Raw genomic sequence first — 12,031 nt, forward strand, 5'->3', positions numbered from 1 at the left:
TCGGCCACGGGCGACCATCCCGTGCAGCGGGCCTGGGTCGAGGTGGACGTCCCCCAGTGCGGCTTCTGCCAGCCAGGCCAGATCATGTCGGCAGCGGCGCTGTTGGCCTCGAAGCCCTCCCCCACCGACGCGGACATCGACACCGCCATGGCCGGCAACATCTGCCGCTGCGGCACCTACCAGCGGATCCGCGCCGCGATCCACCGCGCGGCGGCGCTCCGGAAGGGAGGCCAGCGATGAAAACGCTGCTCACCCGGCGGACGCTCCTCAAGGGCAGCCTCGTGGCCGGCGCGGGGCTGGCCATCGGCTTCCCCCTCGCGGGCCGTATCCCCGGCGCGCTGGCGCAGACGGCGGGCGTGTTCGCGCCCAACCAGTGGCTCCGGATCGACCGCGACGGCGTCGTGACCATCATCAACTCGGTCCCGGAGATGGGCCAGGGCTCGCTGACCACCACGCCGATGATCATCGCCGACGAGCTGGACGCCGTGCTCGACAAGGTCCGCGTCGAGCAGGCCCCGGCCAATCCCGCCCTCTATAAGAATCCCGTCACCGGCACCCAGTCCTACGGCGGCAGCCGGGGCGTGCGCGACCACATCGCCATGTGGCGCAAGGCCGCCGCCGCTGCCCGCGAGATGCTCAAGCAGGCCGCGGCCAGCGAGTGGGGCGTGCCGGTGGAGAGCGTCGACACCGAGGCCGGAACGGTGATCCATCGTCCCACCGGCCGCCGCCTCCCGTATGGCCAGCTCGTCGACAAGGCCCAGCACCTGCCGGTGCCCGAGAATCCCAAGCTCAAGACGCCCGACCAGTTCCGCTACATCGGCAAGACGGTCAAGCGGCGCGACACGCCCGAAAAGGTGACGGGCCGTGCCATCTACGGGATGGACGTGAAGGTCCCGGGGATGCTCGTGGCGTCCATCGAGCGCTGCCCCGTCTTCGGCGGCAAGGCCAAGAGCTTCGACGCGACGGCGACGCGGGCGGTCAAGGGCGTGAAGCAGGTCGTCCAGGTCAGCAACGGCGTGGCAGTGGTCGCCGCCGGCTTCTGGCCGGCGCTCCAGGGACGCCGCGCGCTCAAAGTGGAGTGGGACGAGGGACCGATCGCTCAGGTGTCGAGCGCCATGATCAATCGCGAGTACGAAAGCGCGGCGCAGCAGCCGGGGCAGGTCGCGCGCAACGACGGCGACGCCGAGAAGGTGCTGGCCGCAGGCGGCAAGGTGCACGAGGCGGTGTACCAGGTGCCGTTCCTCGAGCACGCCTGCATGGAGCCGATGAACGCCACGGCCCACGTGAGGGCGGACGCCTGCACCATCTGGGTGCCGACCCAGAACCCCGGCGCTACCCAGGCGACGGCCGCGCGCCTGACCGGGCTGCCGCCCGACAAGATCACCGTGCACACGACGCTCCTGGGTGGGGGCTTCGGCCGCCGCGGCGAGGTGGACTTCGTCATCGACGCCGTGGAGGTGGCCAAGGCCGTGGGGGTGCCGGTCAAGGTCATGTGGACCCGCGAGGACGACATCACCCACGGCTTCTACCGTCCAGCGACCTACAACGTCTTCCAGGCCGCCCTCGACGGCAACGGCATGCCGTCGGCCTGGTTCACCCGGATGATCGGGCCAGGCATCCTGATCCAGAAGGGGCGGGCCCAGGCCGGTACCATCGACGCCGCCGCGGTCGAGGCCATGCGCAACATGCCCTATGACGTCCCCAACCTGCGGGTCGAGTGGACCAACAAGGACTTCGGCATCCCGGTCGGGTTCTGGCGCTCGGTGGGCGCCTCCCAGAACGGGTTCATCGTCGAGGGGTTCATCGACGAGCTAGCGCACCTGGCCGGCAAGGATCCCGTCGAATACCGGCGCGCGCTTCTCGGCAAGTCACTCCGCCACAAGGCGGTCCTGGAGCTGGTCGCCGCGAAAGCGAACTGGGGCGCGCCTCTGCGCGCCGGCGTCGGCCGCGGCTGCGGCGTCGTCTTCTCCTACGGAAGCTACGCCGCCAGTGTGGCCGAGGTCTCGGTGGCGCCGGACGGCACCGTCCTTGTGCACCGGCTGGTCTGCGGCATCGACGCCGGATTCGCCGTCAACCCCGATGCGGTCAGGGCCCAGATGGAGGGCGGCGCCGTCTACGCGCTCACCGCGACGTTCTACGGCCAGATCACCATCGACAAAGGACGTGTGCAGCAATCGAACTTCCACGACTACCCGATGCTGCGAATCAACGAGATGCCGAAGGTCGAGGTGCACATCCTCGACTCCGGCGAGGCGCCGGGAGGTCTCGGCGAGCCGGGCGTGCCCAGCGTGGCCCCGGCCGTCTGCAACGCGATCTTCGCCGCCACCGGCAAGCGCGTCCGGAGGTTGCCGATCAACAAGGACGAGCTCAAGCGCGCGTGAGGCATATGGTCACGCGGGAGGCACGGTCCTCAGCGGCGCGCGGTCCGTAAACCGAAGGCGCCTGGGGCGGCATCTAAAGGCGAAAGGAGACTCCCATGAAGCGGCTGGCTGCCGGCGCCGGTGTCACGGGTCTGGGACTCATGAGCTTGGTCGCCTTCGTTTTATGCAAATCGACGGCGCCCAGCCTGGAGGGTAAGGTGCTGCTCTTCCTGTTTGGAGCCTTCCTGTTCGTGCTGGGCGGCTCGGGGTACGCGGCCCTGCCGGAGGGCCCGGGCGCATCGTTCCGCGCCGCTCAGGGCGAGGGACCGAGCGCCAGCCGCTCGTAGAGCGCGCTGATCATCTCGTCGGCGGCCGCGCAGGCCCACACCCGGAACAAGGGCGACTGCTGGAGCTCCATGAACTCCCGATCGCCGCGCTTGCGCGTCTCCTCCTGACTCTCGCCCGGCCGCGCCGCGCGGATGCGGCCGACGATCCGGTCCTTGTGGTAGACGCCCGGGTACTCGATGTAGCGGTACAGGTACTCGAGATTCTTCGTGTAGAAGACGGCCACCGGGATCGACTGCCAGGTCTGCGCGTTCTTCTCGTTGAGGAACTCGGCCATGATGTCGGCATTGCTGTCGGGAGCCTCGGCCAGGCTGGGCTGGGGGCTCGCGCTGAAGCGCTGGCCGTCGCGCCGGAAGATGCGGAGCTCGAAGCCGGCGGCTTCCGCCATGCGCGCCAGCACCGGCACGTCGCGCCGGCAGTCCGAGGACCAGTCCTCGGAGATCACCAGTACCTTGGCCGGCCCGTCGGGCCGGCTGGCCAACCACCGGAGGGCGGCCACCTGCGCGTCGGACAGGCGGGTCGCCTCGTACCAGGCGCGCACGTGGGCCGACCAGTCCCGGCGCGGCGCGCCCAGGGAGCCCTCGCGGGCGAGGTTTTCCGGCGTGCCGATGTAGGCCAGGTACTGCTCGAAGGTCATGCCGGACGCGAACCGGTCGGGTGTCACCACGCTCGGCTTGCGCGCAATCATGCGACGAGCCTCATCTGGGTCAGGACCGCGCGGCCCAGGAGCCCGTAGGGGTTGGCCAGCGTCTCGATGATCTCGAAGTGGTTGTAGGCCGGGGCCACGATCAGCGACTCGAGCCGGCGCGCCCACCGAACCGCGTCCGCGAACTCGCGCGACTGGCGCTGGAACTCCGGAGACTCGAGATCTCCGTAGGCGACGATCACGGGGCAGGCCAGCCGGGCCAGGTGGCGCTGCGAGCTCAGCTCGTGCTCGATCCGATCGTCGAACTTGACGTAGCTCGAGCGCGCGGACAGTCGCACGGCCTTGAGATCGTACATTCCGCTCACGACCAGCCCGCCCTTGAGCGCGGTGGCGGACAGACCGAAGTCCCGGGCCCAGTCGGTCACGAGCACGTTGCCGGCGAGGTGCCCGCCCGACGAGTGGCCGGCCACGTAGATGCGGTTCGGGTCGCCGCCGAACGTCGCCGCGTTCTTCGCGACCCAGGCCACGGCCCGCCGGACCTGGGCGACCATGCCGTCCAGACCCACCTCCATCGCTGTCGCGAAGTCGGGCGCGACGTAGTGCGCTCCCGCCCGGATGAACAGCTCGGCGGGGAAGGCGTAGTCCTTGGCCTTCCCGGTGCGCCAGGCGCCGCCGTGGAGGAAGACCATGACCGGCGCGTTCGCGCGCGTGGTCGGATACACGTCGAGCGTCTCGATCGCCGAGGGGCCGTAGGCGAGCGTCCGGGGCGGCCCCAGACGCGCGCGCACCGCCTCGCTGTTGAGGGCGTAGCGCTTGATCACGTGCTCGATGTTGGGCGCCCAGGACCGCTGATCGTAGGCGCGGTCGAGCTCGGCCTGGTCGTAGTCGAGGAAGACTTTTGGCCCCTTGGCCGGCGCCGGACTGGACTGCGCAGCCGCGCAGGTCGCGATCGCCGCGGCGGCGGCGCCGGCCAGCAGGGCGCGTCGGGTGAGGTCGCGGTCAGCCTGGAGCATCATGCCCTCCTCCTCGTCCGCTCAGAGTCCGTAGAGGTCTCGCGCGTTGTCGCACAGGATGCGGCGGCGCGCCCGCGGCGGGACGTCCCCGAAGTTCTCCTCGATGGCCTTCTGCGACTCCGGCCAGGTGCTGTCCGCGTGCGGGTAGTCGGAGGCCCACATCACGCGGTCCTCGCCCAGGACGTCGAGCATGCGCAGCCCGGCGTGGTCGGTCTGGAAGGTGGCCCAGACCTGCCGGCGGAAGTAGGCGCTCGGCGGCATGGTGATGGCGAGGCCGCCATGCTGGCCCCAGTAGTCCGGAGCATCGAGGAACTTCTGGTAGGTGTCGTCCATTCGCTCGAGCATATAGGGCAGCCAGCCGATGCCGGTTTCGGCCAAGACGATCTTGAGCCCGGGGTGACGCTCGAGCGCCCCCGAGAAGATCACCGCCGCCAGCGGCTCGTCCATCTGAATGGTCGAGCAGGAGACGCGGACGCCCATGTTGCCGGGGTGGTGGGCCTGGGGGCCGCTCATGACGACCGTGCGGTGGCCGCCGCTCAGGTGGAAGCCAATGGGGAGGCCGGTCTCGGCGCCGGCCGCCCAGAGGGGCTCCCAGGCGTCGTCCCACAGCGGCGTCTCTACGCGCGCCGCCAGGAACATGCAGGTCCGCACGCCGATCTTCTTCAGATAGCGCACCTCTTCGGCCGCGCTCTTGGGATCGTCGATCGGCGTCAGCCCAACGCCGATCAGGCGCTCGGGCGCGGTCGCGCAGAACTCGGCCAACCAGTCGTTGTAGGCGCGGTAACAGACCCGCCGCAGCTCCGGATCCGGGATCAGCAGTGGCACGATCGGCCCGTACATCACGGTCGCGTCCACGCCGTCGCGGTCCATGTCGGCCAGCCGCAGCGCGGTCGTCGTCGGTCTGAGCACCCCGGGCTCCAGCACGCCGCCGCGCTCGAGGGCCAGGCGGCGCCCGCCCATCGCGCCCGCCGCGCCCTTGCGGCCGCCCCAGAAGTCCCAGCGCGCGTCACCGCAGACCCAGGACTGGCCGTCGGGCGTGTCCACGACCTTGGGGCCGCGCGGGCGCCACTGCGCCGGCACGCGTTTCTCCCAGAGATCCTTGGGCAACCACGGGAGGTCGATGTGATCGTCGGCCGAGATGATGCGGTACTCCATAGCGCCCTCCTCGTCTACTGGTCCAGCAACCCCTTGCCCTGATCCGCCAGGTGGCTGAGCAGGCGCGCCGGGCGCCAGGAATCGTCGCCCGTCCGCCGCTGGAGCTCCAGCATCCGGTCGCGGATCGTCTTGAGGCCGATCTGGTCGGCCCAGTACATGGGACCGCCGCGATAGACGGGCCAGCCGTAGCCGTACACCCAGATGACGTCGATGTCGCTCGGGCGGATGGCCAGGCCTTCCTCCAGGATCTTGGCGCCCTCGTTGATCATCGGGTAGAGCAGGCGCGCCAGGATCTCCTCGTCGGGGATCTGGTACCGCTTGAGGCCCTGCTCCTTCGAGACCTCGAGGATGAGGCGCTCCACCTCCGGGTCGGGCCGCGGGGTGCGGTCGCCGCCCTCGTAGCGATAGAAGCCGCTTCCGGTCTTCTGGCCGAAGTGGCCGAGCTCGCAGAGCCGGTCGGCCACCGGCGCCTTCGTGCCCCGCGCCTTGCGGACGCGCCACCCCACGTCGAGGCCCGCCAGGTCGCCCATGGCGAACGGTCCCATGGGGAAGCCGAAGTCCACCAGCACCTTGTCCACCTGCTGCGGGAGCGCGCCCTCCAGCAACAGCCGCTCGGCCTGACGCCCGCGCTGGTGGAGCATGCGGTTGCCGACGAAGCCGTAGCAGACGCCGACCAGCACCGGCACCTTGCCGATCTTGCGTCCCACGGCCATGGCGGTGGCGATGGTCGGCTTCGACGTCTTCGCGCCGCGCACGTTCTCGAGTAGGCGCATGACGTTGGCGGGACTGAAGAAGTGCATGCCGATGACTGTCTCGGGCCGCGTCGTCGCCGACGCGATCTCGTTGACGTCGAGCGTCGAGGTGTTCGTGGCCAGCACGGCGTCGGGCTTGGCGATCTTGTCGATCCGGGCGAAGACCTCTTTCTTGAGCGGCATCTCCTCGAACACGGCCTCGATGATCAGATCCGCGTCGGCCACCGCGCCGAAGTCCACGGTGCCCTGGATGAGGCCCATGCGCTTGTCGACGTCCTCCTTGGTGAGCCGCCCTTTGGCGGCGGTGGCCTCGTAGTTCTTGCGCACCAGGCCCAGCCCGCGCTCGAGTGGCTCCTTGGCGACCTCGACCACCGTCACCGGGATGCCGGCGTTGGCGAAGTTCATCGCGATGCCGCCGCCCATGGTGCCGGCGCCGATCACCGCGGCCTTACGCACCTCGCGCGCGGGCGTGTCGGCCGGCACGTCGGGGATCTTGGCGGCCTCGCGCTCGGCGAAGAAGAAGTAGCGCTGGGCCTTGGACTCGGGCGAGTTGACGAGCTCCACGAACGCCTCGCGCTCGCGCGCGAGCCCCTGGTCGAACGGCAGGTTGACGGCTGCTTCCACCAGGCGGATACATGCTTCCGGCGCCCGGAAGCCGCGCGTCTGCCGCGCGACGGACTTCCGGAAGTCGGCGAAGATGTCGGGCTTGCCGCGGGCCGCCGCCACCTTGTCGTCCAGGTCGCGCACCCGGCGCAGCGGCCGGCTCTCGGCCACCACCCGCTCGGCGAAGGCGACCGCGCCCGCGGTCAGATCGCCCTCGACGATCTCGTCGAGGAGCCCGAGCCGGCGCGCCTCCTCACCACCGATGGGGTCGCCGCTCACGATCATCTGGAGCGCTTTGTCCACGCCCACCAGGCGCGGCAGCCGCTGGGTGCCGCCGGCGCCGGGCGCGAGGCCGAGCTTCACCTCGGGCTGACCCAGGCGCGCCGTGCGCACGCCCACGCGCCAGTGGCAGGTCATGGCCACCTCGAGGCCGCCCCCCAGCGCCGTGCCATGAATGGCGGCGACGACGGGCTTGGGGCTCTGCTCGATGACGTCCAGGACGTCCCAGAGGATCGGCTCCTTCGGCGGCTTGCCGAACTCCGTGATGTCGGCGCCGGCGATGAAGGTGCGCCCGGCGCAGGCGATGACGACGGCGTCCACCCCGGGGTCGGCGGCCGCCTGGCGCATTCTGTCGCGCAGGCCCAGGCGCACGCCGTAGCTCAGCGCGTTGACGGGGGGGTTGTTGACGGTGACGACGGTGATCCGTCCGCGGCGGTCGAGATCGACGAGTGTGGGCATGGCGCCTCGCTCCAGCGGAAAAGTGCCCCAATCATACTCGACCTGGCGCTGCCGCGCCCCCTGGCCCCGGCTCGGCCCGCCTCGCGGAGGCCCGCTCGGTCAGGCCGTCACTACGCCGCGCCCTCGAGCATCAAGTCGAGCTTTTCCCTGCTGAGCTCCCTGCCGGCGGCGTCCCGGTACACCAGCTCGCCGGTGAGCAGGTCGTATTCCGGGATCGCGGGATCGTTCCACCGCGTGACGAAGTACTGGTAGAAGGCCGGGAACAGGCTCGTGGGATTTTGCCCGTGCATGAACACATACTCCGGCATGACTTGAACATCCAGGCCGGGATGGTAGTGCTGCACCCAGCCGTAGTCGCCGAGAATCGCCAACTTCCAGAGAGGCGGATCCGAATAGAGCTTGAGGCTGATACCTTTCTGCGCGTCTCGAAGCGTCCTCAAGAGTGCGATGGTGTGCCCCACCTGCCAGCGCAGACTTTCCTGGGTGACCTCGGGGTCACGAATCGTCCGGGCGCGCTCGAGCGCCCCCGAGCTCTCAGGATTCAAGAGCATGATCTTGGCCGTGCGGCAGCTCTGGATGGCTGTGCGCAGGTCTCCCTTCGGGTCAACGAACGTGCGGAACCCTGTCGACCCGATGACCATGATGTCCCTCATGAAGGCCTGCCGGTCCTTCAATCTCCGGGACGTCCTGCGGACGAGCAGGATCCTCCGAGTGTTGAAGTGGACCATCCCGGCCGCGCGGGCCATCTTCGATAACTTCCGGTTCTTCCAGTTCGTCCGGGTGCGACTGAATACCACGATGAGCAGAAGCCCCACCGCGACTTCGGCGGAGATGAGGAATATCTGCTCGTTCTCGATGAAGGTCCAGTAGATGAGGAGCTGTCGGGCGACGAAGCTGAATGTCCGGGGAAGCGATGCAGCGATCGCCGCGCTGAGCGCGACGATGAGGAGATGATAGAGGACATGCAGGTGGCCCCTCACGACACGATGAGCAACGCCGTGATCAACAGCAGCGCGATCCCGGCGGCCGGTCTTTCACCATCGACGGCGAGCCGCTCAGCCAAGGAGGCGATGAGGTGGACCTGGCCGTCGCTCAGCATGACCAGCTTCTCCGCCGCCCTCCGGCGGACCGTTGGATCCGCGACCTTGCGGTCGAGGATGGAGAGTATCCTTCTCGTCTCGGCTCGACGGTCGCTGGCCGTCTCCTGGGCCTTGCGCGGGTGAGGCGCGTCTGCCCCGGCTGCCGCAGCCACCACATTCCAGCTGGAGACGACGAGGAAGACCGTCGTCGACGATATCGCGATAGCAGTCATCATTGTGTTCATGTTCCTCCTCGCTTGTGCCGCTATGTGGACGCGTCAGCATGTGGACACAGAGGCGAGTCGAGTTCAAAGCAAGCCTTGTGCCGAGCCGGACGGCCCGGTTCCGGTCCTGAGCCGGGTGACTGATTTTCTAGGACGGCGACCGAGTTTTTCGCACTGAGCAATCTCGGTGCCAGACCGCCGGGCCTCTGGTCTCGTGTTCTCCTCGTGACGCCCGTGTCGCGCGATCTGACGATGTCATCCTCTGACGAACTTGGGGACGTCCCCCCCCGCGCGATCTTCCCGGATTGATGTAGAGTAACGCCCGACACACGCCCCAGGGAGGACGCCATGGCCCGCAAGCCGCCGTCGCCGCCTCGCAAGCCCATCGCGAAGCCCGTCACGCCCGAGAGCCTCGACCCCCGCCACCGGTGGGACCGGCCGCTGCAGGCCCCCGGCCACATGCAGGTGGACTTCGAGGAGCGGGTGGACTTCCGTCGCCTGCACGCCTACCGCCTGGGCCGCGTGCGCCAGGCGCTGGCCCCCTCGGGGCTGGGCGCGCTGCTGGTCTTCGACCAGCACAACATCCGCTACATCTCCAGCACGGTCATCGGCGAGTGGGCGCGCGACAAGCTCACGCGCTGGTCGCTGCTCACCGGCACGGGTGAGCCGTGGGTGTGGGATTTCGGCTCCGCCGCGCGCCATCACCGGCTCTACGCGCCGTGGATTCCGCAGAAGCAGTCGCTCGCCGGAATGGTCGGCATGCGCGGCGCCGTGTCCCCCAAGGCTGGGCTCTTCAAGCAGGCCGCGCGCGAGATCAAGGACATCCTCAAGGCCGAGGGCGTCGCCGGCATGCCGCTCGGCGTCGACCTGGTGGAGCCGCCGTTTCTCTTCGCGCTGCAGGAGGCCGGCATCGAGGTGCGCGACGGCCAGCAGGTCATGCTCGAGGCCCGGATGATCAAGAGCCAGGACGAGCTGACGCTGCTCAACATGGCCGCGGCCATGGTCGACGGCGTCTACCAGGACATCTACGAGGCGCTCAAGCCCGGCGTGCGCGAGAACGAGATCGTGGCCCTGGCCACTAAGCGACTCTACGAGATGGGCTCGGACAACGTGGAGGCCATCAACTCGATCTCGGGCGAGCGGTGCAGCCCGCATCCCCACAACTTCACCGACCGGATCATCCGCCCCGGCGACCAGGCCTTCTTCGACATCATCATGTCGTTCGTCGGCTATCGCACGTGCTACTACCGCACCTTCAGCGTCGGCAAGGCCACCCGCGCGCAGGTCGACGCCTACAAGAAGGCGCGGCAGTGGATGGACGAGGCCATCGCCCTGATCAAGCCCGGCGTCGGCACCGACAAGATCGCGCGCGCCTTCCCCAAGGCCCAGGAGATCGGGTTCGAGAGCGAGATGGGCGCCTTCGGTCTCAACTTCTGCCACGGTATCGGCCTCGGCCTGCATGAGCGCCCCATCACCAGCCGCCTCAACTCCTTCGACGATCCCATGGAGTTGGAGGCGGGGATGATGTTCGCCGTAGAGACTTACTGCCCGGCTACCGACGGCGTCTCGGCCGCCCGCATCGAAGAGGAAGTCATCGTCACGCCCGCCGGCGCCCAGATCATCACCCTCTTCCCCGCCAACGAGCTGCCGATCGCGAACAAGTACTGAGGTGTCATGGCGTGAAGGCCGGCGCCCTCATCGCTTTGTTCGTCCTGGGCGTCTTCTCCGGTACTCTCATGGCCGGGGCGTCAGGGAGATGGCGGCTGCCGGCAGTCCTCGGCGTGACGCCGCACGAATAGGGCAGGAGGGAGATGAGCGCGGTGGGCACGGAGTCGGTGGGCGAACGACAGATCTCCCGCATCAGCGTGATCGCGGAGCGCGAGTATCTGGGCGCCGTCCTCGCGTTTCTGCGCGAGGCCGCCGGCCGGCTCGGCCTCCCCGCGCCGGACGTCGCGGGGCTCGAGCACGCCGTCGAGGAAGTCTGCGTGAACGTCCTCGAGCAGGGGTTCGGCCCGGGCCAGGCCGCGAGCTTCGACGTGGTGCTCTTGCGCCGGCCCGGCCACGTCGTGGTGGCGGTCGAGGACCAGGGTCTGCCCTTCGATTTCATGAGCCTCGAGGCGGGCGCGGGGTCCAGGCTCGCCGCCCCGTCGCTGAGTCGCTTCGCCGATGCCGTGCGCTTCGTGAACCTCGGCATCCGGGGCAACCGCGTGGAGATCGTCAAGCGGCTGCCGTTCGAGCACATCGAGGCCTACATCGCCGGAGGCAAGGCGGCACCGGTGGCTCCGGCGCCGACCGAGACATCCACCGCTCCCGTGACCCTGCGCCTGATGACGCCCAATGACGCCATCGCCGTGGCGCGCTGCACGTACGCCGTCTATGGCTACACCCTGCCCGACGACTACCTGTACTTTCCGGAACGCCTGCGCGAGATGCTCGACGGCGGGCTGCTCGAGGTGTGCATCGGCGCGACACCCGATGGGGAAGTCGTCAGCTACCTGACCTGCGAGGTGGAGCATTCCGGCGCGCCCGTCGGCTACATGGAAGAAGGCTTGGTCGATCCGCGCTTCCGCCACCATGGCCTGCTCGAGCAGATGCTGAAGTTCATCCAACGCCGCGCGGCCGACCGGGGCATGCTCGGTCTGTACGGGGAAGCCGTCACCGTGCACCCCTACTCTCAGAAGAGCAACCTCGCCCTCGGCTTTGCCGAGATGGGGGTGCAGCTCGCCGATGAGGCGCCCACCGTCGTCTTCAAGCAGATGGCCGACGCCGAATCGAAGACGCGCACGGCCACCATCCTCAACTTCCTCAAGACGAACGAGGGACCGCGCCGCGCCGTGTACGCGCCGCCGCATCACCGGGCGATGATCGAGCGTCTCTACGCGCACGGCGCGCTTCGACGCGACCTGAAAGACGACGCGGTCGCCCCCGGCTCGACGCCGACGTCCGGAGCGCAGGTGAGGGTCGACGCGTTCCCGGCGTGGAGCGAGGCGTCGATCCGCGTCACCGCGTATGGCGCCGATCTTCCGAACCTCGTCCGTGCCCGGCTGCGCGAGCTGTGCCTGCGCCGGATCGACTGGATCTGCCTCGACCTGCCGCTCTCGCATCCGGGAGCCCGC

Annotated in this window: 11 protein-coding genes; 5 read left to right on the plus strand and 6 right to left on the minus strand. The window is 69.0% G+C overall.

The features are described from left to right. The 3 genes from VGV13_00265 to VGV13_00275 all read left to right on the plus strand — a co-directional run. A partial coding sequence (locus tag VGV13_00265) for a 2Fe-2S iron-sulfur cluster-binding protein (protein HEV8639514.1) occupies positions 1–240 on the plus strand: 240 nt, incomplete at its 5' end. After that, the gene (locus VGV13_00270; protein HEV8639515.1) at positions 237–2,381 is read left to right on the plus strand and encodes a xanthine dehydrogenase family protein molybdopterin-binding subunit; all 2,145 of its coding nucleotides are present in this window, start codon (positions 237–239) and stop codon (positions 2,379–2,381) included. The genes VGV13_00265 and VGV13_00270, both read left to right, overlap by 4 nt. A gap of 95 nt (positions 2,382–2,476) precedes the next feature. Then, entirely contained in the window at positions 2,477–2,707 is a 231-nt protein-coding gene (locus VGV13_00275; GenBank protein HEV8639516.1) for a hypothetical protein, read from the plus strand. On the opposite strand, the gene VGV13_00280 is transcribed toward VGV13_00275, so the two are convergent. The 6 genes from VGV13_00280 to VGV13_00305 all read right to left on the minus strand — a co-directional run bounded on the left by VGV13_00280 (position 2,674) and on the right by VGV13_00305 (position 8,936). Continuing rightward, entirely contained in the window at positions 2,674–3,393 is a 720-nt protein-coding gene (locus VGV13_00280) for a thioredoxin family protein (GenBank protein HEV8639517.1), read from the minus strand. The genes VGV13_00275 and VGV13_00280 overlap by 34 nt on opposite strands. Next, entirely contained in the window at positions 3,390–4,367 is a 978-nt protein-coding gene (locus tag VGV13_00285; protein ID HEV8639518.1) for an alpha/beta hydrolase, read from the minus strand. The genes VGV13_00280 and VGV13_00285 overlap by 4 nt, the downstream gene beginning before the upstream one ends. An 18-nt stretch (positions 4,368–4,385) precedes the next feature. Beyond that, a complete protein-coding gene (locus tag VGV13_00290; GenBank protein HEV8639519.1) occupies positions 4,386–5,519 on the minus strand; it encodes an amidohydrolase family protein in 1,134 nt (377 codons plus the stop codon). Between the two features lie 14 nt (positions 5,520–5,533). Next, positions 5,534–7,612, minus strand: a complete 2,079-nt coding sequence (locus VGV13_00295) for a 3-hydroxyacyl-CoA dehydrogenase NAD-binding domain-containing protein (GenBank protein ID HEV8639520.1) — start codon at positions 7,610–7,612, stop codon at positions 5,534–5,536. Positions 7,613–7,722: 110 nt separating this feature from the next. Continuing rightward, on the minus strand, positions 7,723–8,592 hold the full coding sequence (locus tag VGV13_00300; GenBank protein HEV8639521.1) for a hypothetical protein: 870 nt from the start codon (positions 8,590–8,592) through the stop codon (positions 7,723–7,725). Beyond that, positions 8,589–8,936, minus strand: coding sequence for a hypothetical protein (locus VGV13_00305; protein HEV8639522.1), 348 nt, complete (start codon positions 8,934–8,936; stop codon positions 8,589–8,591). Before VGV13_00305 ends, VGV13_00300 begins: the two co-directional genes overlap by 4 nt. Before the next feature lie 327 nt (positions 8,937–9,263). On the opposite strand from VGV13_00305, the gene VGV13_00310 reads away from it, so the two are divergent. Continuing rightward, a complete protein-coding gene (locus VGV13_00310) occupies positions 9,264–10,583 on the plus strand; it encodes a Xaa-Pro peptidase family protein (GenBank protein ID HEV8639523.1) in 1,320 nt (439 codons plus the stop codon). Between the two features lie 143 nt (positions 10,584–10,726). Further along, positions 10,727–12,031, plus strand: a 1,305-nt coding sequence (locus VGV13_00315; protein ID HEV8639524.1) for a GNAT family N-acetyltransferase, incomplete at its 3' end; no start/stop codon positions are given.

The organism is Candidatus Methylomirabilota bacterium (assembly GCA_036001065.1).
GTDB lineage: Bacteria > Methylomirabilota > Methylomirabilia > Rokubacteriales > CSP1-6 > MNEF01.

Excerpts from the sequence above, each read along its gene's own strand:
- VGV13_00295 (HEV8639520.1), bottom strand. The coding sequence starts at position 7,612 with ATGCCCACACTCGTCGATCTCGACCGCCGCGGACGGATCACCGTCGTC.
- VGV13_00285 (HEV8639518.1), bottom strand. The coding sequence starts at position 4,367 with ATGATGCTCCAGGCTGACCGCGACCTCACCCGACGCGCCCTGCTGGCC.
- VGV13_00305 (HEV8639522.1), bottom strand. The coding sequence starts at position 8,936 with ATGAACACAATGATGACTGCTATCGCGATATCGTCGACGACGGTCTTC.
- VGV13_00290 (HEV8639519.1), bottom strand. The coding sequence starts at position 5,519 with ATGGAGTACCGCATCATCTCGGCCGACGATCACATCGACCTCCCGTGG.
- VGV13_00280 (HEV8639517.1), bottom strand. The coding sequence starts at position 3,393 with ATGATTGCGCGCAAGCCGAGCGTGGTGACACCCGACCGGTTCGCGTCC.
- VGV13_00275 (HEV8639516.1), top strand. The coding sequence starts at position 2,477 with ATGAAGCGGCTGGCTGCCGGCGCCGGTGTCACGGGTCTGGGACTCATG.
- VGV13_00310 (HEV8639523.1), top strand. The coding sequence starts at position 9,264 with ATGGCCCGCAAGCCGCCGTCGCCGCCTCGCAAGCCCATCGCGAAGCCC.
- VGV13_00270 (HEV8639515.1), top strand. The coding sequence starts at position 237 with ATGAAAACGCTGCTCACCCGGCGGACGCTCCTCAAGGGCAGCCTCGTG.